Annotated in this window: 26 protein-coding genes; 17 read left to right on the top strand and 9 right to left on the bottom strand. The window is 40.2% G+C overall.

Features of this window, described 5'->3' with window-relative positions; translation table 11 throughout:
• Positions 1–341: 341 nt before the first annotated feature.
• Positions 342–896, bottom strand: coding sequence for a peptide deformylase (gene def, locus HC179_RS01895; RefSeq protein WP_168862794.1), 555 nt, complete (start codon positions 894–896; stop codon positions 342–344).
• A gap of 214 nt (positions 897–1,110) precedes the next feature.
• On the opposite strand from def, the gene HC179_RS01890 reads away from it, so the two are divergent.
• The 5 genes from HC179_RS01890 to lpdA all read left to right on the top strand — a co-directional run bounded on the left by HC179_RS01890 (position 1,111) and on the right by lpdA (position 7,470).
• A complete protein-coding gene (locus HC179_RS01890; protein ID WP_168862793.1) occupies positions 1,111–1,776 on the top strand; it encodes a YkyA family protein in 666 nt (221 codons plus the stop codon).
• Positions 1,777–2,299: 523 nt separating this feature from the next.
• Positions 2,300–3,415: a pyruvate dehydrogenase (acetyl-transferring) E1 component subunit alpha gene (pdhA, locus tag HC179_RS01885; RefSeq protein ID WP_060667189.1), complete on the top strand. Its 1,116-nt coding sequence runs from the start codon at positions 2,300–2,302 to the stop codon at positions 3,413–3,415.
• Between the two features lie 3 nt (positions 3,416–3,418).
• A complete protein-coding gene (locus tag HC179_RS01880; protein WP_148986670.1) occupies positions 3,419–4,396 on the top strand; it encodes an alpha-ketoacid dehydrogenase subunit beta in 978 nt (325 codons plus the stop codon).
• Positions 4,397–4,692: 296 nt separating this feature from the next.
• On the top strand, positions 4,693–6,054 hold the full coding sequence (locus tag HC179_RS01875) for a 2-oxo acid dehydrogenase subunit E2 (RefSeq protein ID WP_168862792.1): 1,362 nt from the start codon (positions 4,693–4,695) through the stop codon (positions 6,052–6,054).
• Between the two features lie 3 nt (positions 6,055–6,057).
• Positions 6,058–7,470 (top strand): dihydrolipoyl dehydrogenase, encoded by a 1,413-nt coding sequence (gene lpdA / locus HC179_RS01870; RefSeq protein WP_168862791.1) that lies wholly within the window; start codon positions 6,058–6,060, stop codon positions 7,468–7,470.
• 72 nt (positions 7,471–7,542) lie between these two features.
• On the opposite strand, the gene HC179_RS01865 is transcribed toward lpdA, so the two are convergent.
• Positions 7,543–7,935 carry a hypothetical protein gene (locus HC179_RS01865; RefSeq protein WP_168862790.1) on the bottom strand — a complete coding sequence of 131 codons (393 nt, stop codon included), beginning with the start codon at positions 7,933–7,935 and terminating at the stop codon, positions 7,543–7,545.
• A gap of 566 nt (positions 7,936–8,501) precedes the next feature.
• On the opposite strand from HC179_RS01865, the gene HC179_RS01860 reads away from it, so the two are divergent.
• Positions 8,502–9,434 carry a polysaccharide deacetylase family protein gene (locus tag HC179_RS01860; protein WP_168862789.1) on the top strand — a complete coding sequence of 311 codons (933 nt, stop codon included), beginning with the start codon at positions 8,502–8,504 and terminating at the stop codon, positions 9,432–9,434.
• A gap of 41 nt (positions 9,435–9,475) precedes the next feature.
• On the opposite strand, the gene HC179_RS01855 is transcribed toward HC179_RS01860, so the two are convergent.
• Positions 9,476–9,901 (bottom strand): DUF1885 family protein, encoded by a 426-nt coding sequence (locus HC179_RS01855; protein ID WP_168862788.1) that lies wholly within the window; start codon positions 9,899–9,901, stop codon positions 9,476–9,478.
• 152 nt (positions 9,902–10,053) lie between these two features.
• Here HC179_RS01855 and HC179_RS01850 point away from each other — a divergent pair, with 152 nt between their 5' ends.
• The gene (locus HC179_RS01850) at positions 10,054–10,353 is read left to right on the top strand and encodes a DUF3055 domain-containing protein (protein WP_148986664.1); all 300 of its coding nucleotides are present in this window, start codon (positions 10,054–10,056) and stop codon (positions 10,351–10,353) included.
• A gap of 514 nt (positions 10,354–10,867) precedes the next feature.
• Positions 10,868–10,993 (top strand): GapA-binding peptide SR1P, encoded by a 126-nt coding sequence (locus HC179_RS01845; protein ID WP_082380950.1) that lies wholly within the window; start codon positions 10,868–10,870, stop codon positions 10,991–10,993.
• Between the two features lie 62 nt (positions 10,994–11,055).
• Here HC179_RS01845 and HC179_RS01840 read toward each other — a convergent pair whose 3' ends face one another.
• A complete protein-coding gene (locus HC179_RS01840; RefSeq protein ID WP_168862787.1) occupies positions 11,056–12,537 on the bottom strand; it encodes an aminotransferase class I/II-fold pyridoxal phosphate-dependent enzyme in 1,482 nt (493 codons plus the stop codon).
• 186 nt (positions 12,538–12,723) lie between these two features.
• On the opposite strand from HC179_RS01840, the gene HC179_RS01835 reads away from it, so the two are divergent.
• A complete protein-coding gene (locus HC179_RS01835) occupies positions 12,724–13,683 on the top strand; it encodes an NAD(P)H-dependent flavin oxidoreductase (protein ID WP_168862786.1) in 960 nt (319 codons plus the stop codon).
• Between the two features lie 54 nt (positions 13,684–13,737).
• Complete coding sequence (locus tag HC179_RS01830) at positions 13,738–14,013, top strand: UPF0223 family protein (RefSeq protein WP_168862785.1); 276 nt, start codon at positions 13,738–13,740, stop codon at positions 14,011–14,013.
• A gap of 54 nt (positions 14,014–14,067) precedes the next feature.
• Here the strand turns inward: HC179_RS01830 and HC179_RS01825 are convergent, their stop codons facing one another.
• Entirely contained in the window at positions 14,068–14,715 is a 648-nt protein-coding gene (locus HC179_RS01825) for a YktB family protein (RefSeq protein ID WP_168862784.1), read from the bottom strand.
• Positions 14,716–14,929: 214 nt separating this feature from the next.
• Between HC179_RS01825 and HC179_RS01820 the strand changes: the two genes are divergently transcribed.
• Positions 14,930–15,118 (top strand): hypothetical protein, encoded by a 189-nt coding sequence (locus HC179_RS01820; RefSeq protein WP_010192786.1) that lies wholly within the window; start codon positions 14,930–14,932, stop codon positions 15,116–15,118.
• A 160-nt stretch (positions 15,119–15,278) separates the two neighbouring features.
• Complete coding sequence (locus tag HC179_RS01815) at positions 15,279–16,076, top strand: inositol monophosphatase family protein (RefSeq protein WP_168862783.1); 798 nt, start codon at positions 15,279–15,281, stop codon at positions 16,074–16,076.
• Positions 16,077–16,152: 76 nt separating this feature from the next.
• On the opposite strand, the gene HC179_RS01810 is transcribed toward HC179_RS01815, so the two are convergent.
• Positions 16,153–16,338, bottom strand: a complete 186-nt coding sequence (locus tag HC179_RS01810; protein ID WP_010192789.1) for a YlaF family protein — start codon at positions 16,336–16,338, stop codon at positions 16,153–16,155.
• A 128-nt stretch (positions 16,339–16,466) separates the two neighbouring features.
• Here HC179_RS01810 and typA point away from each other — a divergent pair, with 128 nt between their 5' ends.
• The 3 genes from typA (at position 16,467) to HC179_RS01795 (ending at position 19,011) form a co-directional block, all read left to right on the top strand.
• The gene (typA, locus tag HC179_RS01805; protein WP_168862782.1) at positions 16,467–18,302 is read left to right on the top strand and encodes a translational GTPase TypA; all 1,836 of its coding nucleotides are present in this window, start codon (positions 16,467–16,469) and stop codon (positions 18,300–18,302) included.
• A 96-nt stretch (positions 18,303–18,398) separates the two neighbouring features.
• Positions 18,399–18,713 carry a YlaH-like family protein gene (locus HC179_RS01800; protein WP_168862781.1) on the top strand — a complete coding sequence of 105 codons (315 nt, stop codon included), beginning with the start codon at positions 18,399–18,401 and terminating at the stop codon, positions 18,711–18,713.
• Positions 18,714–18,726: 13 nt separating this feature from the next.
• Positions 18,727–19,011 (top strand): hypothetical protein, encoded by a 285-nt coding sequence (locus HC179_RS01795; RefSeq protein WP_168862780.1) that lies wholly within the window; start codon positions 18,727–18,729, stop codon positions 19,009–19,011.
• Positions 19,012–19,054: 43 nt separating this feature from the next.
• Here the strand turns inward: HC179_RS01795 and HC179_RS01790 are convergent, their stop codons facing one another.
• Positions 19,055–19,489, bottom strand: a complete 435-nt coding sequence (locus tag HC179_RS01790) for a hypothetical protein (RefSeq protein WP_168862779.1) — start codon at positions 19,487–19,489, stop codon at positions 19,055–19,057.
• 3 nt (positions 19,490–19,492) lie between these two features.
• Complete coding sequence (locus HC179_RS01785; RefSeq protein WP_168862778.1) at positions 19,493–19,693, bottom strand: YlaI family protein; 201 nt, start codon at positions 19,691–19,693, stop codon at positions 19,493–19,495.
• A gap of 165 nt (positions 19,694–19,858) precedes the next feature.
• Between HC179_RS01785 and HC179_RS01780 the strand changes: the two genes are divergently transcribed.
• Entirely contained in the window at positions 19,859–20,317 is a 459-nt protein-coding gene (locus HC179_RS01780; RefSeq protein ID WP_168862777.1) for a pyridoxamine 5'-phosphate oxidase family protein, read from the top strand.
• A 288-nt stretch (positions 20,318–20,605) separates the two neighbouring features.
• Here the strand turns inward: HC179_RS01780 and HC179_RS01775 are convergent, their stop codons facing one another.
• Complete coding sequence (locus tag HC179_RS01775; protein WP_168862776.1) at positions 20,606–21,235, bottom strand: YhcN/YlaJ family sporulation lipoprotein; 630 nt, start codon at positions 21,233–21,235, stop codon at positions 20,606–20,608.
• Between the two features lie 227 nt (positions 21,236–21,462).
• Between HC179_RS01775 and HC179_RS01770 the strand changes: the two genes are divergently transcribed.
• A complete protein-coding gene (locus HC179_RS01770) occupies positions 21,463–22,791 on the top strand; it encodes a PhoH family protein (RefSeq protein ID WP_168862775.1) in 1,329 nt (442 codons plus the stop codon).
• Positions 22,792–22,991: the final 200 nt, after the last annotated feature.

Raw genomic sequence — 22,991 nt, 5'->3', positions numbered from 1 at the left:
TCAAGCACCGCCCCTAGGAAAGCGAAGCCATTTGTGGAGATCAACAGCGGTATTTAGAGCCAATACCTATGACACCTAAATTGTTCGTCTTTTATTAGGCTTTTTTAGTTTTGTCCCAGCCTCTTTGTTATTAAAGAAAAAAATATAAAGAATCTACTTTTTTAAGTAATTTCCAGCTGTGGGTTGGAGCAAAAGGCGAAGACTCCTGGGGGAGATAGCGGTAGCTTGAGACCCCGCAGCGGAGCGAGGAGGCTCAAGCACCGCCCCTAGGAAAGCGAAGCCATTTGCGGAAATCCACAGCGGTGGTTTACCAAACTACTTACGTTTTTCTTTTCTAACAATCATCTTTCCACAGGTATAGCCCCATCTGGAGGTTGGAAAGGATTCTCTTGGTTTATATGATCATAGAACATAACACCGTTCAAATGATCTATTTCGTGTTGAAAAACAATCGCCACTAATCCCTTTAAGCGGAGTTTAAGCTCTTCGCCTTGCAGGTTGGTAGCTTTAACGGTTACTCGGGCATATCTCGGTACAAGTCCCGGTACGTCTCTATCTACAGAGAGACAACCTTCGCCAGAAGTTAAGTAACTTTTTTCAATAGAATGGCTAACTATCCTCGGGTTGAAAAGTGCATAGCTATGTAATGTCCCGCTTTCATCTCTGATATGAACAGCAATCATCTTTTTAGAAATATTGATTTGGGGAGCTGCCAAGCCGACTCCAGGGCGTAAATTGTATTGTTGAGACATTTCTGGATTTTGACTGTTTTGAAGGTATTCCATCATTTTCCGTAAAATAGTGGAATCTTCCTGAGATGGGGGAAGGGTTACGTCATTAGCTACGGTGCGTAGTGTAGGATGTCCTTCCTTTATGATGTCTTTCGCTGTAATCATGGTTTCACTCCTATCTTTTATAGTTATACTATACTCCATTTATTCGTATATATGGTAGCGACAAAGTATCTCATTTAATATTATCAAAAGCAAGAAGCTACTTGAAACAATTCGTTTGCATAATTTAATTTTATTCATAACGTATGAATTTAATATTGTAAAAAATAGCAATAAAATTTATAGTTAAATAGAAGATATGTTAGGGGGATTTAAATTGCGTTTTTGGAAAAGGACTGTATATACGGGTACCCTGGCTTTTTCCCTATTACTGACAGGATGTGTGAATGGAGAATCACCGGAACAGGAGATATTTCAGACATTAGAAGAAGTAGTGGAACTTGAAGCCAGCTTTGAAGAACATCAAGGACCATTATTGGAATTAGAAAAAAAGGAATCTGCTATTTACGAAGAAATTCTGACACTTGGGATGAAAGAGTTTGATCAGATAGTTAAACTTTCTCAAGAAGGGCTTGCTTTGGTGGAACAAAAAGAAGCGGCAATGGAAAATGAAAAAAAGAGCATAATGGCAGCACGTGAACAATTTGAAGAAGTAAAAACATCGATAGAAACATTAGAAGATGAAGAACTTAAAAAAGAGGCACAATCGTTATACCAACTAATGGAACAACGTTATGAAGCATACATGGCTTTATCAGATCATTACATGAAGTCTATGGAAGTTGAAAAAGAAATGTATGAGCTTTTCCAGACAGAGGATTTAACATTGGAGCAACTCCAAGTACAAATAAATGATTTAAATGAAAAGTATGAGAAAATCAATGAAGCGAACAAGTCTTTTAATGACTATACAGACCAATATAATAAAGCAAAATTGGAGTTCTATAAAAAAGCGGGACTTAACGTCTCCTATGATAATTAAGTGAAAAAGACACGTTGGAGCTAGGCACTACGTGTCTTTTTTGTTGTTTAAAAGTGTTTTTTCTTATTTTGAAATAATCATTGTCTTGGCTATGATTAAGATATAGATATATCGGGAATGGAATGAATAATGTTTTTTATTATTACGGCATAACATGAAGTTCTTCTGTTATGCATTGTAATACAGACTCTTTTGTTGTATTAGTACAGTTGAGGATTCAGAATTTAATATTTACTTTTTTTGGTTTAAAAAGTCATTATAAACAAAGAGATTGACGGCGTTGAGCAGTGTGTTGTAAACTTGACCTTGGTGAAAAGTTGTATTAATATTTTTTTCGGAAAGATTAATACAGTATAAATTTATGTGTCTGTCATGCGTTTTGCTGAAGACATTAAAAGAGGAAAGATACGTTTTTGCATCACAAACAGAAAAATGTCTTTTAAAACCCGTTTTTGGGTAACCTAATTTTGTATGTAATCATGTATTAAATAGTTCTCTTAATAGAAAGGAAGAGGTGACGTAGATGGCTGCAAAAACTAAAAATGCTAAATTTGATCCAAAGCAGCAGAAAGCAAAAGTGGAAGAACAATTCCAAACGTTCCAAATCTTAAATGAAGAAGGCGAAGTAGTAAATGAAGCTGCAATGCCTGAGCTTAGTGACGACCAATTAAAAGAATTAATGCGTCGTATGGTATATACTCGCGTACTTGATCAACGTTCCATCAGCTTAAACAGACAAGGACGCTTAGGTTTCTACGCTCCGACAGCAGGTCAGGAAGCTTCTCAATTGGCTTCTCAGTTTGCACTTGAAGCAGACGATTTCATTTTACCAGGATACCGTGATGTGCCACAGATGATCTGGCATGGTCTTCCATTATATCAAGCATTCCTATTCTCTCGTGGTCACTTCCACGGCAACCAGATGCCAGAGGGTGTTAACTTATTGCCACCTCAAATCATCATTGGTGCGCAAATCATCCAAACTGCAGGTGTTGCACTTGGACTGAAGAAAAAAGGGAAAAAGACAGTAGCAATTACATACACAGGAGACGGCGGAGCTTCTCAAGGTGATTTCTACGAGGGTATCAACTTCGCTGGAGCTTACCAAGCACCGGCAATCTTTGTGGTCCAAAACAACCGTTTTGCAATTTCAACACCTGTTGAAAAGCAATCTGCAGCAGGTACAATTGCTCAAAAAGCAGTAGCAGCTGGTATTCCTGGTATTCAGGTAGACGGAATGGACGCGCTTGCTGTTTATGCGGCAACTCGTGATGCTCGTGAGCGTGCTGTAAATGGTGAAGGTCCTACTTTGATTGAGACATTAACTTACCGTTATGGTCCACATACAATGGCTGGAGATGACCCAACTCGTTACCGTACTTCTGAACTTGATGATGAGTGGGAAAAGAAAGATCCTTTAGTACGTTTCCGTAAATTCCTAGAAAACAAAGGAATCTGGAGCGAAGACGAAGAGAACAAAGTTATCGAAGAAGCGAAAGAAGATATTAAAGTTGCTATCAAGAAAGCAGATGACCAACCTAAACAGAAAGTCACTGACTTAATCTCTTTCATGTACGAAGAGCTTCCTAATAACCTAAAAGAGCAAAATGAAATCTACAAAGAGAAGGAGTCGAAGTAAGCCATGGCGCAAATGACAATGATTCAAGCGATCACTGATGCGTTACGCACAGAATTGAAAAATGACGAAAACGTCTTACTTTTCGGTGAAGACGTTGGTCAAAACGGTGGGGTTTTCCGTGCAACTGAAGGCCTTCAAGCTGAGTTCGGGGAAGACCGCGTGTTTGATACACCACTTGCAGAATCAGGAATCGGTGGACTTGCTGTCGGCTTCGGTGTAACCGGCTTCCGTCCTGTAATGGAAATCCAATTCTTCGGTTTCGTATACGAAGTAATGGACTCTGTTAGTGGACAACTTGCTCGTATGCGTTACCGTACTGGTGGACGTTGGAACGCACCTGTAACAATTCGTTCTCCGTTTGGTGGAGGAGTTCATACTCCAGAACTTCATGCAGATAGCCTTGAAGGACTTGTAGCTCAACAACCAGGTCTTAAAGTAGTCATTCCTGCAACACCTTATGATGCGAAAGGACTATTAATTTCTGCAATCCGTGATAACGACCCAGTTATCTTCTTGGAGCACATGAAATTATACCGTTCTTTCCGTCAAGAGGTACCTGAAGAAGAGTACACAATTGAGATCGGTAAAGCAGATGTCAAACGTGAAGGTTCTGACATTACGATGATAACTTACGGAGCAATGGTACATGAGTGCTTAAAAGCAGCTGACCAACTTGAAAAAGACGGTGTATCTGCTGAAGTAATCGACTTACGTACAATCAGTCCATTGGATATTGAAACAATCATTGCATCTGTTGAGAAAACAGGCCGTGCGATTGTTGTCCAAGAAGCACAAAAACAAGCTGGTATCGGCGCTAACATCGTAGCAGAAATCAACGACCGTGCGATTCTTAGCCTTGAAGCACCGGTATTGCGTGTAGCTGCACCTGATACGGTATTCCCATTCTCTCAAGCAGAGAGCGTATGGTTGCCAAATCACAAAGATGTTCTAGAAACAGCGAAAAAAGTTCTGAACTTCTAATATAAATAGTTCTCCATTAGAACTACCATACGGAAGTCCATTCTTCGCCTAGCCAAGAGTGGGCTCTCCATTTTATACAAAAGTAAGCAAAAGTAGGCTATCTCGTTTTACTTATCTCTCTGTAGATTGTAGTGCAAGGTGTGAGACTCCTGCGGGGAGTACCGGTAGGTTGAGACCCCTGAAGCGTAGTGAGGAGGCTCAAGCACCGCCCCAAGGATAAGCGAACACCTGGAACGGAAATCTACAGACGTAAACAGATTCCTTATAAAGCTATCTATCATAGGAGGTTGAATACTGTGGCATTCGAATTTAAACTGCCAGATATCGGTGAAGGTATCCATGAAGGTGAAATCGTAAAATGGTTCGTAAAACCAGGTGACGAAATCGAAGAAGATGACGTACTTTGTGAAGTACAAAACGATAAAGCAGTCGTAGAAATTCCATCTCCTGTTAAAGGGAAAGTTACGGAATTGAAAGTGGAAGAAGGTACTGTCTGTACTGTTGGACAAACAATCATCACACTAGACGCGCCGGGTTATGAAGACCTTAAATTCAAAGGTGACGACCACGGAAGCGATGATAAAGCGGAAGAAAAAACAGAAGGACAAGTTCAAGCAACAGCTGAAGCTGGTCAAGATGTGAAAAAAGAAGAAGCACCAAAAGAAGAGCCAAAAGCTGAAACAGGCGCTGGCACACAAGAGCAGGCAGAAGTAGATCCAAACAGACGTGTAATCGCAATGCCTTCCGTACGTAAATATGCGCGTGAAAAAGGCGTTGAAATCCGTCAAGTTGCTGGATCAGGCGACAACGGCCGTGTTCTTAAGAGCGATATCGACGCATTCTTAAGCGGAGGCGGCGCTAAAACAGAAGAAACAACTACTGAAGCGGCTCCTGCAGCTAAAGAAGAAACAAAAACAGAAGCAAAACAAGAAAAACAAGCAATTCCTGCTGGTCAATACCCAGAGACTCGTGAGAAAATGAGTGGTATGCGCCGTGCGATTGCAAAAGCGATGGTTAACTCTAAGCACACTGCACCTCACGTAACATTGATGGATGAAATCGATGTGACAGATCTTGTTGCACACCGTAAGAAGTTCAAATCAGTTGCAGCAGACAAAGGTATTAAGTTAACATTCTTACCATACGTAGTTAAAGCACTTACATCTGCGTTACGTGAGTATCCTGTACTTAACACATCTCTTGATGATGCAACAGATGAGATTGTTCACAAGCACTATTACAATATCGGAATCGCTGCTGATACAGAAAAAGGCTTACTAGTTCCTGTTGTGAAAGATGCGGATAGAAAGTCTATCTTCTCCATTTCCAATGAGATCAACGAACTTGCTGGAAAAGCACGTGACGGTAAATTGGCTTCTGATGAAATGAAAGGTGCTTCTTGCACAATCACAAACATCGGATCTGCTGGTGGACAATGGTTCACACCGGTTATTAACCATCCAGAGGTTGCGATCCTAGGTATCGGCCGTATCGCAGAAAAACCTGTAGTGAAAGACGGAGAAATTGTAGTGGCTCCTGTTCTTGCATTATCACTAAGCTTTGACCATCGTATGATTGATGGCGCTACTGCTCAAAATGCGCTTAACCATATCAAGCGCCTATTGAACAATCCACAATTATTGTTAATGGAGGGTTAATAAATGGTAGTAGGAGATTTCGCAATTGATGTAGATACGCTTGTCATCGGTTCGGGCCCTGGCGGATATGTTGCTGCAATCCGCGCGGCTCAACTGGGACAAAAGGTAACAATCGTAGAAAAGAATACACTTGGTGGAGTATGTCTAAACGTAGGATGTATCCCTTCCAAAGCGTTAATTTCTGCAGGTCACCGTTTTGAAACAGCTCAACATTCAGAAGACATGGGAATCAAAGCTGAGAACGTAACAGTTGATTTCTCAAAAGTGCAAGAATGGAAAGCTGGAGTAGTTAAAAAATTGACTGGCGGAGTGGAAGGTCTACTTAAGGGGAATAAAGTAGACATCGTTTCTGGGGAAGCATACTTCGTTGACGGCAACACAGTTCGTATCATGGACGATAACTCTGCGCAAACATACAAGTTCAATAACTGTATCATTGCGACAGGTTCTCGCCCAATCGAAATCCCGACTTTCAAGTATTCCAAGCGTGTTCTTGACTCTACAGGCGCATTGGCACTTAAAGAAATTCCAAAGAAGCTAGTTGTTATCGGTGGAGGTTACATCGGTACGGAGCTAGGAACTGCATATGCGAACTTTGGAACTGAAGTTGTTATTGTTGAAGCTGCAGATGAGATCTTGGCTGGTTTCGAAAAGCAAATGAGCTCACTTGTTAAGCGTAACCTGAAGAAAAAAGGTAATGTAGAAATCTTCACAAAAGCAATGGCTAAAGGTGTAGAAGAAACTGAAGATGGCGTAAAAGTAACGATTGAAGTAAAAGGCGAAGAGCAAACAATTGACGCTGATTATGTACTAGTTACTGTAGGCCGTCGTCCTAACACAGATGAGTTGGGACTTGAGCAGGTTGGCGTAGAAATGACAGACCGTGGCGTTGTCAAAATTGACAAGCAGTGCCGCACTAGCGTTTCTAACATCTATGCTATTGGTGACATCGTGGATGGACCACCACTTGCACATAAAGCTTCTTACGAAGGTAAGATCGCTGCAGAAGCAATTGCTGGTGAGCCTGCTGAGATTGACTACTTAGGTATTCCTGCAGTAGTATTCTCTGAGCCAGAACTTGCATCTGTAGGATATACAGAAGCTCAAGCAAAAGAAGAAGGAATCGAAGTAACAGCTGCTAAGTTCCCATTTGCTGCAAACGGCCGTGCATTGGCATTGAACGCAACAGACGGATTCTTAAAGCTTGTAACTCGTAAAGAAGATGGGTTAATCATCGGTGCTCAAATTGCCGGTTCTAGTGCATCCGACATGATTGCTGAACTTGGTCTTGCTATCGAAGCTGGTATGACAGCTGAGGATATCGCCATGACGATCCACGCCCACCCAACATTGGGAGAAATCACAATGGAAGCTGCGGAAGTGGCAATGGGAAGCCCAATTCATATCGTTAAGTAAACTTTTGGCGAAGAGCCTCCATAGTATGTGGAGGCTCTTCGTTTTTTTGTGCAAAAAAAAGGATTCTACCGTCTAATAGGTAGAATTCCTTGCTTGGTTTAACGCCTGTTCAATGGAAACGACGATATCTTTTTTAGGTTTAGAACCTTCTATTTGCGTAACTACTTCATTGTCATGAACGACAATTAAAGAAGGGGTCTCCTTCACATTGAACTGCTTATATAGAATTTTCTCATCTTCAGAATGAACTACTTTTAAATTAGCCACTTCATCTGGAAATGAACTTTTCAAATCAATGATCGCATCATAATATGTACTCTCATCCTGTAAATTAGATTCGTCCGTAAAGAATACGAGCGTGCGAGAATCATCAGGGAATTGAATGTGAGTTATCGATTGATTTTCTTGACAGGAAGATAAAATGAAAAAAGACAAAGTGAAAAAGATAACAGCGCCTCTAATCATGGCAATCCTCACTTTCTATTAACAACGTATATAAAAAATAGTTACTTTTGTTCTGCTATTTGGTGCTATTCTACCATTAAATTATATGTAAACAGGCCTTGTCATCTAAATGTTACATAATTGAAAAATAGATAGCTCCTTTCTGGCATATTAATTATTAAGGTTTTCAATCATGGAAAATCGGTTACATAAATAGAAATATGCAGTAAGGAGCTGCTTTTATGAAAAATTATGTGGTGTTTTTAATACAAAATATATTCTGGGGGACATATAGTATCATAGAATGGTTTTCGGTCAGGGATAAAATGCAGGCCAAAATTATTCTTTTAGGTATATTTATCTATCTATGTTATACCCTCGCCATGTCAATCATTCATAAAAAGAAGCATGCCGCAATGACAACTGCCATAAGTTTTATATTTTATTTTAGTTTTCAAAGCCTATTTTACTATTTTGTCTTTGGAGGATGAATTACCTTTCAATGTTTAAATATCTGGAAAAACATTGCCTTCATATAGTAAATGCTAGTATGATTAAAGGTGAAACTTACGTATGGAGGAAAGAATATGAAAAAATGGATACTATCAGCATCATTATTGCTCCTCCTTGTAGCTTGCGGGCAAAATGGACAAGTTGAAAATGAGCAAAATTCCTCTGCATTAGAAAATCAGACCGAAGAAAATGATTCTGAATTGGATGAGGAAGAAAAAGATGTCCCTGTGTCAAAAACTGAAGATCCGATTGATGAACCGGAAGAAGATGAAGTAGTGAATTCCGAGGAAGATCAGAATGAAGAAGAACAAGAAAAAGGTAGCGAAGACCAAGTACAAGAAAATCAGCCTCAAGAACCCCAATATGTAGTAAATCCCATCACTTCTGCAATAGAACCTTTGGATGGAGCAAACTCCGAAGTGGTTCTATTAACAATAGATGATGCTCCAGATAGGTATGCATTAGAAATGGCGACGATACTGAAAGAGCTAGGAGTTAAAGCTATCTTCTTTGTTAATGGTCACTTTCTTGAAACGAAAGAAGAGCATGAAGTATTAAAGACTATCTATGAGATGGGTTTTCCTATTGGAAATCATACCATGACGCATAAGTCTTTAAGACAGCTAACAGAAGAAGAGCAGTACGAAGAAATTATAATGCTTAGCGACCGAGTAGAAGAAATTACTGGTGAACGTCCCCGTTTCTTCCGCGCTCCATTTGGCACTAATACAGACTATGCGTTAGATTTGGTAAAGCAAGAAGGAATGATTCCTATGAATTGGACGTATGGTTATGATTGGGAAGCAGATTACATGGATGCTGAGGCACTAGCAGATATTATGGTTAACACTGAATTTCTAAACAGTGGTGCAAATCTGTTAATGCATGACCGTGAATGGACTAAAGATGCGTTAATTGAAATTGTAAAAGGGCTCCAAGCCAAAGAATACGAAATTCTTGACCCGGACTTGATAGGAACTGATGGTGCAAGTACAGAAACCGAATAAATAAAAAATCCCGCTTTAATTTTGAGAGCGGGATTTCTTATTTAACGCTTATAATAGTACATGATGCTTCCGGTAAATAGTTTAAGCTCAGCCTCTAGCTTTTTTGCAAGAAACTTACATAGCTCATTTGCCTTTGCTTTATCTCCGTGCGTACTCTGATCGTGCAAAGTAACTTGTATGTAGGACAGGGGCATGGTCTCTTCTGATTTGGCAATCTGTGTACCCACACCGATAAGGATCATCTTGTATCGGTCCTCTGTTCCTTTTAGATAAAACCACTGACCTTTACCTTCAGGCTTTTCTTTTAACTCGTAGGGGAACGCTGCCTGGCTGTATTCCCATCCTAATTGTTTTCCAGTCTTGGAGGTGATTTCTCTATAGTAGTTTAATAACTCTTTTACATCTTCAACGGTAAGCGTTTTCTCTTTTGAATTGGGAACTAAATTAATGTAAGCGCTGCTGGCCATCGTTTTCACTCCTAATCTGACAATTCCATTATTTCTATTCTAGCATTATCAGAAATCTGCTGACAATCACTAAGTGAAAATTCTTGCAAATCAGCCATTTTATAAGTTATAATAATATTCTGAATAACCAAAAAATAAAAAGGAGGTACCTTATGAACTTATTTGACAAGCTTTATGATAACAATGAGAATGTTCCTGTTCGCTTTGTTGGTTTTACGACTAAAGATGTTAGATATGATTTTGGTATCGTGTACACGAATATGTTTTTTGGTAAGCCCCTTGTCATCTGTATGCAAACCGGCCGTTCTACCCTCCTCGACCCTAAAGACATTACCGACCTTAACCACCTTCAACATGTATTCCGAATTGATTCACAAGAACAAGCAGAAGATCTTGCAGAGTTTTTTTCTGAGGCAATACCTGCAAGCCCGTTTCAGGAACAATATGAATAAAAGATGATTTTTTTCGAGGCCAATGTCCTGTTAGTGAGGATATTGGCCTTTTGGTTTGGAAAAAATGGAATTCTATATATATATGAACAGCGGAGAAAAACTAGGGCCTGTATATTTAGAGGAAAAAAGTGAACCTCAACGCCCGAACAGGCAGCAAATTGATAAGAACGGTCAAATAGAAGCGTTCTCAAGACCCGAACATAGGAGAAATCCGTGAGAACTGTCCAATAGGAGGAAATAAGTGGGATCTCAACGCCCGAACAGATCCTAAATCAGCAAAAACGGTCAAAAAGAAGCGTTCTCAAAGTACGAACACCCGAGAATTTCGATTAAACTGTCCAATAGGCGGAAATAATGTAAAACAACCTAAAAACTCAATTTTTAAATGTGTTATACAATTTAATCATTGACATAACACATTTAAGGCTTTATGATGTAAGTAACACAACATAAAGCGCTTTCATTAAAAGGCGACTTTGCAAAAAAATTTCTTTTAGGAAAGAGGTTGAAGGGTATGGGTACAATCATTTGTCAAACTTGTAACAGCGCAGTAGATCACTTTGAGGATGAAAAAGTTACGACTTATTATGCGAAATGTGCAGATTGTCAGTGCTCTGAAAAAAGCGAAGATCTAGCCTAGAATCATATATTAATAGAAAGAGCAGGTCCCCTCACTTACTGGGGACCTGCTCTTTGTTCATTTTATCGAATCGCTTTGTGTTCTTTTATTACTCTTAATGTTTTTAATTCATAATCTTCCGGTCCTTGTACAGGAAGTCCTACTTCAAGTGTTTTAGTAATGTAGGACAAGTTTTCTTCCGTTATGATCTCACCAGGAGTAAAGATAGGAATACCAGGAGGGTACACCATGATAAACTCCGCAATAATTCGACCGGCAGATTTTTCGAATGGAACAACTTCCGTCTCAGAGTAGAAGGCATCCCTTGGTGCGATAGCTAGCACTGGGATGTCTGGAAGAAGTACCTTTACTTCTTTGCCGGAATCTCCAGCCTGGTGCTTAAACTCTTCGGATAAATCTTTAAGTGCTTCTAGCAGCAATCCTGTCTCTATCTCGGAGTCTCCAGGTGTAATAATACAAAGAATGTTATAGAGATCCGAAAGCTCCACTTCAATGTTATATTTTTGACGTAGCCATTTCTCGACATCATAGCCTGTAAGGTTTAGTTTCTTTACAGAAATAATCAGTTTCGTTGGGTCATAGTCAAACGTTGCTTTTCTTCCTAAGATTTCAGGTCCCACACAATGAAGATGTTCGATTTCATTGATAGCATTCCTTGTTTTATTGGCAAGTTGAATCGTCTTTTCTATAAGTAAATGCCCTTCAGTAGCAAGACGTTTCCTTGCAACATCCAAGGAAGCCAATAGTAGGTAAGAGGTGGATGTAGTGGTTAACATGCTTAAAATACTTTGAATGCGATTAACATTCACCAATCCTTCTCTTACATTTAATATTGAACTTTGTGTCATGGAGCCTCCAAGCTTGTGGACACTAGTAGCAGCCATGTCAGCTCCTGCTTGCATTGCCGATAAAGGAAGTTCTTCATGGAAGTGTATATGAACACCATGAGCTTCATCCACAAGGACAGGCACGTTAAAAGAATGGGCAATCTCGACAATTTGACTTAAATCGGCTGAAACACCAAAGTAAGTAGGGTTGATGACAAGTACACCTTTTGCATCAGGATGCTGCTGGAGTGCCTTTTCAACGGAGTCAGTTGTGATGCCATGGGAGATTCCAAGGTCCTTGTCCACTTCAGGATGAATAAAGATTGGTACTGCTCCTGAAAAAACAATGGCAGACATAACAGATTTATGAACATTCCTTGGCACGATAATTTTCTCTCCTGGTCCGCAAACTGCCATCACCATTGTCATAATGGCTCCGCTTGTACCTTGTACCGAGAAAAATGTATGGTCCGCTCCAAAAGCTTTTGCTGCAAGATCCTGCGCTTCCTTGATCATTCCTTTTGGCTGATGAAGATCATCAAGCGGTCCAATATTGATTAGATCGATCGAAAGAGCATTTTCCCCAATGAATTCTCGGAATTCTGGATCAATGCCAGCTCCTTTTTTATGTCCGGGAATATGGAATTGAACAGGGTTCCCTTTGGCGTGATTTAATAGTCCAGTAAATAATGGCGTGTCATTTTGAGAATATGTCAACTTACTTATGCACCTCTTTAAATTTAGCTTAGTTTCGGTTTCGTTTATCTTAACGCATCTAATTACGCAGAACAAACATTCACATAAAACAAATGAAATTATAGCATTTATCCTCTTCATTGCATAGCAGGAATTTGTCAGATTAAAAAGAAACATATATAGAGAAGTAGAAAGGGGAATTAGTTTATGAATTGGGAGACAAAAGTAACAAAGCTATTAGATATTAAATATCCTATTATACAAGGTGGACTAGCTTATTTAGCATACGCTGACCTGGCTGCCGCCGTTTCCAATGCGGGGGGGCTTGGGCAGATAACGGCCATGAGTCTTGAAAGTCCAGAATTACTGAGAGAAGAAATTAGAAAGGTTAGAAGGATGACGGATAAACCATTTGGAGTGAACTATGCGATTGGCCAGCATGGAAGACCTTTTGAGCATATGTTGGACATAGCTTTGGAAGAAGAGGTCCCGGTCATTTCAATGACAGGAGGAAACCCTTCACCGATTTTCAAGAGGCTGGAGGGCTCGAAATGTAAGAAATTAGTTCTTGTTGCTGCTCGCAGACAAGCAGAAAAAGCAGAAGAACTCGGTGCTGATGCCGTCATGGTCGTTGGACAAGAGGGAGGAGGCCATTTAGGCAAAAACGACTTAGGGACCATGGTATTAGTCCCGAAAGTGGTGGACGCCTTAAAGATACCTGTCATCGCTTCAGGAGGGATTGGTGATGGGCGGGGGTTGATGGCTGCATTGGCACTTGGGGCGGAAGGAATAGAAATGGGTACAAGATTTATAGCGACAAAGGAGTGCCTGCATGCTCATCCAGTTTACAAAGAAAGGCTAGTAGGAGGCACCGAGAATGACACGGTAGTCATTAAAAGAAGCCTTGGTGCACCGGCAAGAGCCATACAAAATAATTGGACTGACCAGATTTTGAATATGGAACGGGAAGCAGCAGGCTATGAGGGATTGAAAGACTTAATCAGTGGAACAGCGAACAAACGATATATTTATGACGGTAATACGGATTCAGGCTATGCTTGGGCTGGTCAGGTAATGGGGTTGATTGAGGATGTGCCGAGTGTGGAACAGCTTCTGTCGAGAATGGTGAAGGAAGCGGAAAATATTCGCGAGAAGTGGACAAACTAAGGAAGGAAGATGATATACTTTACTTTTCCACTATACATATAATGAGGTGAAGTTATGGATTTCTCTTATCCCATTTCTTATGACTGGTCTACAGATGAAATTGTAGACGTTATTGCACTTTATGAAGCGGTCGAGCGTACTTACAGCAAAGGGGTGGAGCGTGATCAGCTTTTATCTTTATACCGCAGATTCAAAGAAATCGTACCAGGCAAGGCGGAAGAACGAAATCTCGCAAATGAATATGAAGAATTGAGTGGTTTTTCTGTTTACCGTACGATAAAAAAAGCAAAAGACTTGAACCCTGGTGAACAGGTGAAGATGTCGAAATGAGAATAAAAAAACTCAGAACCGCGATGGTTCTGAGTTTTTTTGAATCCATATTATTTAGGCTTCCACTGTTTGCTTCGTCAGGTTATATAACCCTTTGACTGATTGGATAGCTTCTTCGATGCGCGCTATCGTTTCGTCTCCAGAAAGCTTGATTGCCTCTTCTTTTGGAATTTGAATGCCGCAAAGTATTTCCGCTTTTTTGACGTTAATCAATCGCTCAAATAGCTCTTTATGGGCGTCCTCTGTCAAATCAGATTGACGAATAACTTCCGGCTTCGTGTGATCCTTGGACCAGACAAAATCCGAAGGGATCTCCTCACGGATAGTTGATAAATTTTCAAGCAATATCTCGCCAAATGCTTCTTTCATTGGTGCTTCATAGATAACAGCAAACCAGACAAACACATGTGTTTCCCACAAGCCAATCTGGAAGTGCGGCAACATCTTATATCCGCGTGTATTATTTGCAAAGGCAACCCAGGAATCTTTTGGCGGGTTCTTAGTTCTCCTAGCATGCTTAGCAACATGATAGTGCATTTCATCACCAGTCATGGCAGTTAAAGAGGGAGAGAAATATTGGCCAAGCAACTCAAACTTTGGCTGTATTTGAGACTTCAATGCTTCCATTCTTTCTTCTAATCCATCTATAGTAAATACATTGAAATCTTTTTTCTGAAAACCGTTAAATTTTTTGTTTTTCATGTAGTCGCTCCATTTCTGAACATAGCTTTTTATACTCCTCATTTTAGCATAGCCATTTTTCTCTGCCAAAAGATTAGGTTTTCCCCCATTTTAGTTTCTTTTTAGGTAACTGCACATTTTAGTTACCATCTTTCATTCCCTTCATATGATATAGCAACCATTAGAAAATTGAATCCTTTGGAACCGAGAAACTCTATAGAGGGAGGGAATTATAATGAAACAAGTGGCTACACCTTGGAAAAAGAAAAAAGAGGAAAATCAGCGCGCTGTATTGCGAATGGAAATCGACTATGAATTGGCAGTTTTGTTTGAAGCAATACAAGAGAGTGATAAGGAAAAAATGAAGAAAACGAAATCTAAATTAGAGCAACTTAGAAAAGAAATGTTAAGTCTAGAGGTTTAGTGGCATCAGCTACTTAGACGAACCTGTATGAGGTTCGTTTTTCTGTGCGACCTATTACTTGATTTTACCCTTTTGTTTCAGTAAGCTAAAACATACATAATTTGATTATACATATTGTAACAGTTGCACTGAATTTCGTAGCAGAAGGGCAGGAGAATACATGAATTGGACTGAAATTGATGAGAATGCAAAAAAGTGGACGAGAGAAGCGGGAGAACGTATTCGAACTTCTTTCAGCAAGGAATTGATGATACATACTAAATCCTCTCCTGATGACTTGGTAACTAATATTGACCGGGAAACGGAACAATTTTTTATAGAACAAATTAGAAACACCTATCCAGAACACCAAATCCTCGGAGAAGAGGGATTTGGAGATAAATTGGATAAACTCGATGGGACGGTGTGGATCATTGATCCTATTGATGGAACGATGAATTTTGTCCATCAGCAGCGTAATTTTGCCATATCAGTTGCCGTCTATGAAGATGGTGTTGGAAAAATTGGTCTCATTTATGATGTAGTTCATGATGAGCTATACCATGCAAGAGCAGGGGAAGGTGCTTATTTAAACGATACTAAGCTTCCACAATTGCAAGAGGTGGCTGTAGAGAGAGCTGTTATCGGTTTAAACGCCACATGGATTACGGAAAATAAGCGGATAGATCCCACTATCTTGGCTCCACTTGTGAAGAAAGTTAGAGGGACGAGATCTTATGGATCAGCAGCCCTTGAAATGGCGTATGTAGCAACAGGGCGAATTGATGCATATATTACTTTGAGACTTTCCCCTTGGGATTTTGCAGCGGGACTAATACTTGTAAACGAGCTCGGTGGTAAAGTGACTACACTTCACGGTGAACCTCTTAACTTGCTTGGGCAAAACAGTGTCTTTGTATGTAAGCCAGGGTTGCATGAAGTGATTAGCAAGGATTACTTGTATAAATTGAAGAAATAAATGAAACCCACGACCGTGAATAAGGCCGTGGGTTTTCATTATTTTATTAAGTTATTGTAGGAACATATAGTTCATTTTATAATTGCCCGTTTTCGCGCATTTTTCTTTTTGTTTTGAATCCAAGTCCCATGACCACACCGAATAAAACGAACGCTCCAACGATTCCAAGCGTGTTTCTTTCCCCAATGGCGATGCCGACCATGCCTAAAGAAACCGCTGCCAAAACAGCATAAAGCATAAAGATCCACTTAATATCCTTCATAAAATCAACTCCTTTGGATAACGCTAAATACATATCACATATATTTTACATAAGTCTCTTTCTCTTTTCTACCATGTTTGTGGTATAATACTAAAGTTATTAAGTTGTATAATTAGGGAGATGAAATAGTGAACATCCGCAATGATATTAGAAACATCGCAATTATCGCTCACGTAGACCATGGTAAAACAACGTTAGTGGACAAATTGCTACATCAAGCTGGTACGTTTAGAACGAACGAGCAGGTAGCAGAACGTGCCATGGACTCCAATGATTTAGAAAGAGAACGTGGGATTACTATATTAGCTAAAAATACGGCAATTAACTATAAAGATACGCGCATTAACATCATGGACACACCTGGACATGCCGACTTTGGTGGAGAAGTGGAACGTATTATGAAAATGGTTGATGGAGTACTTTTAGTAGTAGATGCTTACGAAGGCTGTATGCCTCAGACGCGCTTTGTATTGAAAAAAGCGTTGGAGCAAAACTTGACACCAATCGTGGTTGTTAACAAAATTGACCGTGACTTTGCTCGTCCAACTGAAGTGGTCGATGAAGTAATCGATTTATTCATCGAGTTAGGTGCCAACGAGGAACAACTTGAATTCCCAGTTGTATATGCATCTGCAATCAATGGAACTGCAAGCACAGATCCTGAAAAGCAAGATGAAAACATGGAAGCTATTTATGAGTCCATTGTTGAGCACATCCCAGCTCCAGTTGACAACAGTGCCGAGCCGCTTCAATTCCAAGTAGCTCTTCTTGACTACAATGACTATGTGGGACGTATCGGGGTTGGACGTATCTTCCGTGGAACGATGAAAGTTGGCCAACAAGTTGCTCTAATGAAGCTTGACGGTTCTGTTAAACAATTCCGTGTAACGAAGCTATTCGGTTTCATCGGTCTTAAACGTGTGGAAATTGAAGAAGCAAAAGCGGGTGACCTGGTTGCCGTTTCCGGAATGGAAGACATCAACGTAGGGGAAACTGTTTGCCCGGTTGATCATCAGGATGCACTTCCTATCCTTCGTATTGACGAGCCGACTTTACAAATGACTTTCCTTGTAAACAACAGTCCGTTTGCTGGTAAAGAAGGAAAGTTTGTAACTTCCCGTAAAATTGAGGAGCGTTTAGAAGCTCAGTTGGAGACAGATGTAAGTTTACGTGTTGATCCTACCGATTCACCGGATGCATGGGTTGTTTCAGGTCGTGGAGAGCTTCACCTTTCCATCCTGATTGAGAACATGCGCCGTGAAGGCTTTGAGCTTCAAGTATCCAAACCTGAAGTTATCATCAAAAATATTGATGGTGTTAAATCTGAGCCGGTTGAGCGTGTTCAAATCGATGTACCAGAAGATTACACTGGTTCCATAATGGAATCCATCGGTGCACGTAAAGGTGAAATGGTAGACATGATCAACAACGGTAACGGTCAAGTTCGTCTAATCTTCATGGTACCTTCTCGTGGATTGATTGGGTATACGACGGAATTCCTTTCCCTAACTCGTGGTTACGGAATCATCAACCACACATTTGACAGCTACCAGCCTATGGCAGCAGGTCAAGTAGGTGGACGTCGCCAAGGTGTTCTTGTTTCTATGGAAACTGGTAAAGCATCTACTTATGGTATCATGGGTATTGAAGACCGTGGTGTGATTTTCGTTGAGCCTGGAACAGAAGTTTACGAAGGAATGATCGTTGGAGAGCATAATCGTGAAAATGATCTAGTTGTTAACGTTTGTAAGATGAAACAAGCGACTAACGTTCGTTCTGCAACAAAAGATCAAACGGTAAGTATGAAAAAGCCTCGTCTTATGACATTAGAGGAATCTTTGGAATACTTAAACGATGATGAGTACTGTGAGATTACTCCACAATCCATCCGTTTACGTAAAAAGCTTCTTGATAAAAACGAACGTGAAAGAGCAGCGAAAAAGAAAAAATACGCTGAAGCATAAAAATTACAAGCGGGGATGCAGGGGGCCTGAAAGAGGACCTTTGTCATCCCTTTTTCTAAATAACTATCTAAAAATGTTAGAAATGGGGAAAAGGCAATGGATGTAACACAAAGATTATCCTTTTTTGCTAGTCTATACCGTGTTGATGAAAACGCGGATTTAGGCATGTGGCTGTTGTATTTTACCATTTTAGGATTGTCCATCTTAGTTTATAAGCTTGGATTCGCCTTGAAATTGCCAGTCTTGAAGTCAGTGGTCATTTATCTGTTTCTGGCTTTAGGAAGTACAGTGCTTACGTTTCTAGGAATCTTTCTTCCTGTTGGAGAAGGGTTGGTAGTGGCAGCTTTAATACTGATCATCTATAAAATACGACTACATCATTCCAAGCAAGCGGAAAGTTCGGAATCATAAGGGGGCGGTAAAAATGAGGTCTCTACAAGACACGCTTTATAATTGGCTGACCATCAAAGTGGTAGCAGATGCAAGGCCAAAGGATAAATCTGCACAAGATACCAAGGCACTGTTTGAAGGGATTCTCCTGGATGATCATAAGCTCACTAACATCGTAGTTTCTAAGGAAGAGCCTATGTATTATGTGGAATATGATCAAGATGAAGAACGACATAAAGTAAGATTTCCAATCGAATTGATTGACGTAATGCTAGAGCAAATTGAAAATGAACCTGATAAGTACCATAACTATGAATAAAAAAGGATAGCTCCTTCCCGAGTGATTGTCACTTGTGAGGGATCTATCCTTTTTGGTTTGTTGCTTTATAGAAAATAGGAAGAAATACTGCAAAAGCCAAATGTCCAATGGACCATAGAAGTATCGCAATGGCATCAGTAGGTGCAGGGGTTTCTTTTATAGCCAATAACGTTAATGGAAAATACAGCAGGGCGGTAGGAAAGGTAATAACGATTGCGACAAGGTACTGCCTTCTTTTATCAACCAAATGGAAGTGTTCTATGATAAAAGCGAACATAATCCCAATAACAACAGCAACAATCAGGTGAAGGGAGAATTCGGTCAGTTCCGAAAGGTTTGCATCTTTGAAACCTGGAATGAAATCTACGTTTAACAAAAGCACATATACCTTTTTTCCGGACAGTACTTCAAGTGCTTTAATAAACACTCCCATCAGTATCCCGCTTATTAAACCTGTATAAGCGCCTCTTCGTATCAAGGTCTACCACTCATCCTGATTTTGTTTTTGCTCATACAGCTTGAAATTACCCGTAGCTTTTCTCTCGTTTGTTCTTTTTTCAATTCTTTCATTGCATTCATCGCACATATATGTATGTATTGGTCGATTGCGAAGTCTTTTCGCAACTAATGTTTCGTCATTGATGCTTTCAATTTTATCACAAATTACACACTTAACTCTCATGGTTCACCTCTTTATTCAATCTTACTCTTTAGTATAGCATAAAGGGTGAAGATTAAGAATTAATTGCTAACAGGAGCTTAATCACGAGGATCGTCAGCTTACTGATTCTTTCTATGGAATTGGCGATATGGTAAGATATATTAAAATACACTGGGGGGTTGGACAATGCCTAACCTTGTAGAAAATGTTCTTGTAGAACCACTTATTGAAGCACTGCAAAAAGAAACCTTGGTAACAATTAGTACTGTAGACCATGAAACAGGGGGCCCGAATGTCAGCGCAATTTCTTGGCTCTATGCTCCAAATGAAAAATCCATTTTACTTGCTGTTAAAGCGGAATCACGTATCGTAAAGAATGTGTTACATAATCGCGAGCTGGTAGTAAACCTGATGGCCAATGATTCCGTTTATGCCATTCATACGAAAGCAACTGTTAAAGTAGAGAGAATGGAAGATGTTCCATTAAAGTTGGCATTGTTGTCTCTGGATGTAAAATCAGTAAGGGACGTTATGTTCTATGGCGCCAAAATAAGTGTGGAGCCGAAATTTGAGAAGACCTATGACGTGGAGGCTGCTAAGAAATTAGATCATCAAGTGATGACAGCATTACGTAAGTATGAATAAGAGCGGGTAATTGGATGAACCAGGTGGAAGCCTGGTTTTTTTTAGTGGGGAGAGAGGGGGTGATTTTGTGGTTGTCGAACTATAGGGTGCGGTGTCGTTTTCTTGATATATTCCGTTTTTTCTTGATATATCTCAAGAATTATTGATATATCTCAAAATTTATTGATAAATCCCGGAATTTATTGATATATTGATTTTTTCTTGATATCCTATCCACCCCAATACCTGCAATGCATTTAAAAAACTGCCCCGAAGCGGATCTCCACCACTTGGGACAGTTACCAATGTTTAATCCTGCTTTACTTCCTTGTATCGTTCCTCGTCCTTTTGATTATTGGACTGATTTTGTTGTTTTTGTTCAAGCTGCTTTTCCTGATCCTTTGGAAGTTTGGAGTTATTTTGCTCCGTAGGATTTGGAGCTACTGGTTCTTTAAGGTCAATCGGAATTTCCGGCATAACCCTGCCAACAATCTCTGCCAATTCTTCCATCACACCTGTAATAGGTCGCCCGTTCTGAATGTCTCGTCCCATTTCCTGCAAGCGAACGAAGGAGTCTGCATCTGCAAGTATGACAGCTGTAGCCCCATAAGGATCGTTCTTTAAGCTCTCTGCTACTGAATATTTAATGGTGCTGACTCTTTCGCGGTCCAAATCCGAGTTTACATCAATGCCCACTACTGCATATGGACCAAGTACTACGGCCGTAGCATCATTTACATTTGGCACTCTGGTTGCAAGCTCCACCAGATGAGCAGACACTTCCTGGCCAGTTTTTCTATCTACCTGCACATCAGCAGAATCTTTGACATGAATAATTTGAGAGTTTTCATCTTCACTGGAAATATTTCTGGTTTGATTGTTCATACAACCTGTAAGAGACAACGTAACGATTGCGGTCACTAATAAATATCTTTTCACCTATTTCACTCCTTCTTTAGGATGATTCCATTTTCATCTATCTTGATTTTATTGTTTATTTGTTCTTCTATCTTTATTCATTCCGACATATATTTTAACAACGGTCCGTCCCTCTTTTATGGTCAAGTAGTAACACACTAATTGTATTGGGGCCATATAATGAAAGGGAGGATGCCTTGATTCACTCCAGAAAGACAAAAGAAGGGCTGAGAGTAGGAGGCGGCAGGTTGGGTAAAATTTATGTGTTGGATACAAATGTATTGTTACAGGATCCATATGCAATCTATTCCTTTGGGGATAATGAGGTAGTGATACCGGCGGTGGTATTGGAAGAAGTGGATTCGAAAAAAAGATATATGGATGAAATAGGAAGGAATGCCAGGCAAGTATCTAAAATAATCGATTCTTTAAGAGCTACAGGAAAACTTCATGAAAAAATACCTTTGCACAACGGTGGAGCACTTCGGATTGAATTGAATCATAGAAGTTTTCATCAGCTGCAGGAAATATTTGTAGAAAAGACTAATGATAACAGGATTCTTGCAGTGGCGAAAAATCTTTCGTTGGAAGAACAGACAAAGGATAATGGACGCACCGTCATTTTGGTGAGTAAGGATGCCTTGGTGCGTGTGAAGGCCGACGCGATCGGGTTGATTTCTGAAGACTTTTTAAATGATCGTGTAGTAGAAGTGGACCATATTTATAAAGGGTTCCTTGAGATTTATGTTCCAACAGATACCCTAAACACGTTTTATGTAAAAGGTGAAATTAGTGCAGCAGAATTAGCCAATCACCCGTTTTATGCCAACCAATTCATTATTATGAAAGACGCATTGGGAGGTTCGGCTTCGGCTGTGGGTATTATTGACTCCACAGGTAAGAAAGTCAAAAAGCTTGTATTTGATCAAGACCACATCTGGGGGATACGACCACGAAATGTACAACAAACGATGGCGTTTGAAATGCTATTGCGCTCAGACATTCCACTAGTTACGCTGACGGGTAAGGCAGGAACGGGAAAAACTCTCTTGGCATTAGCTGCAGGACTAATGCAGACGGAGGATTTGAACCGTTATAAAAAACTGCTAGTGGCACGACCTATTGTACCTGTTGGCAAAGATATCGGTTTTTTACCTGGTGAAAAAGAGGAAAAATTAAGACCGTGGATGCAACCAATCTATGACAACTTGGAATATTTATTTAATACTAAGAAACCTGGAGAACTTGACGCTATCCTGGCTGGTATGGGGTCCATTGAAGTGGAAGCATTGACTTATATCAGGGGCAGAAGCATTCCGGAACAATTTATTATTATTGATGAAGCACAAAACCTCACGAAGCATGAGGTGAAAACCATTTTAACAAGGGTTGGAGAGCGGAGTAAAATTGTTTTGATGGGGGATCCGGAGCAAATTGATCATCCTTATCTGGATGAGTATAACAATGGGTTAACTTATGTGGTGGAGCGCTTTAAGGATCAGAAGTTGGCTGGGCATGTGAAGCTTGTAAAAGGGGAGCGTTCCATGCTTGCAAAGCTTGCCGCAGACCTATTATAGAATATTAAACACCGCTGTGGATTTCCGCAAATGGCTTCGCTTTCTTAGGGGCTGACGAGAGCCTCCTCGACAAGCCTGCGGGGTCTCCACCTAGCGCTATCTCCCTCAGGACAAGGAAGGCTTCGGCAGCGAAACATCGCACGAAGAAAATGCGTAGCATTTTCGAGGAGTCTTCGCCTTTTGCTCCAATAAACAGCTAG

The organism is Bacillus sp. RO1 (genome assembly GCF_012524115.1).
Taxonomy (GTDB): domain Bacteria; phylum Bacillota; class Bacilli; order Bacillales; family Bacillaceae_I; genus Sutcliffiella_A.
The sequence above is the reverse complement of the archived record's forward strand: the minus strand, read 5'-3'. Positions and strand labels throughout refer to the sequence as shown.

Excerpts from the sequence above, each read along its gene's own strand:
- def (WP_168862794.1), bottom strand. The coding sequence starts at position 896 with ATGATTACAGCGAAAGACATCATAAAGGAAGGACATCCTACACTACGC.
- pdhA (WP_060667189.1), top strand. The coding sequence starts at position 2,300 with ATGGCTGCAAAAACTAAAAATGCTAAATTTGATCCAAAGCAGCAGAAA.
- HC179_RS01880 (WP_148986670.1), top strand. The coding sequence starts at position 3,419 with ATGGCGCAAATGACAATGATTCAAGCGATCACTGATGCGTTACGCACA.
- lpdA (WP_168862791.1), top strand. The coding sequence starts at position 6,058 with ATGGTAGTAGGAGATTTCGCAATTGATGTAGATACGCTTGTCATCGGT.
- HC179_RS01865 (WP_168862790.1), bottom strand. The coding sequence starts at position 7,935 with ATGATTAGAGGCGCTGTTATCTTTTTCACTTTGTCTTTTTTCATTTTA.
- HC179_RS01860 (WP_168862789.1), top strand. The coding sequence starts at position 8,502 with ATGAAAAAATGGATACTATCAGCATCATTATTGCTCCTCCTTGTAGCT.
- HC179_RS01855 (WP_168862788.1), bottom strand. The coding sequence starts at position 9,901 with ATGGCCAGCAGCGCTTACATTAATTTAGTTCCCAATTCAAAAGAGAAA.
- HC179_RS01850 (WP_148986664.1), top strand. The coding sequence starts at position 10,054 with ATGAACTTATTTGACAAGCTTTATGATAACAATGAGAATGTTCCTGTT.
- HC179_RS01845 (WP_082380950.1), top strand. The coding sequence starts at position 10,868 with ATGGGTACAATCATTTGTCAAACTTGTAACAGCGCAGTAGATCACTTT.
- HC179_RS01835 (WP_168862786.1), top strand. The coding sequence starts at position 12,724 with ATGAATTGGGAGACAAAAGTAACAAAGCTATTAGATATTAAATATCCT.
- HC179_RS01830 (WP_168862785.1), top strand. The coding sequence starts at position 13,738 with ATGGATTTCTCTTATCCCATTTCTTATGACTGGTCTACAGATGAAATT.
- HC179_RS01825 (WP_168862784.1), bottom strand. The coding sequence starts at position 14,715 with ATGAAAAACAAAAAATTTAACGGTTTTCAGAAAAAAGATTTCAATGTA.
- HC179_RS01820 (WP_010192786.1), top strand. The coding sequence starts at position 14,930 with ATGAAACAAGTGGCTACACCTTGGAAAAAGAAAAAAGAGGAAAATCAG.
- HC179_RS01815 (WP_168862783.1), top strand. The coding sequence starts at position 15,279 with ATGAATTGGACTGAAATTGATGAGAATGCAAAAAAGTGGACGAGAGAA.
- HC179_RS01810 (WP_010192789.1), bottom strand. The coding sequence starts at position 16,338 with ATGAAGGATATTAAGTGGATCTTTATGCTTTATGCTGTTTTGGCAGCG.
- HC179_RS01800 (WP_168862781.1), top strand. The coding sequence starts at position 18,399 with ATGGATGTAACACAAAGATTATCCTTTTTTGCTAGTCTATACCGTGTT.
- HC179_RS01795 (WP_168862780.1), top strand. The coding sequence starts at position 18,727 with ATGAGGTCTCTACAAGACACGCTTTATAATTGGCTGACCATCAAAGTG.
- HC179_RS01785 (WP_168862778.1), bottom strand. The coding sequence starts at position 19,693 with ATGAGAGTTAAGTGTGTAATTTGTGATAAAATTGAAAGCATCAATGAC.
- HC179_RS01780 (WP_168862777.1), top strand. The coding sequence starts at position 19,859 with ATGCCTAACCTTGTAGAAAATGTTCTTGTAGAACCACTTATTGAAGCA.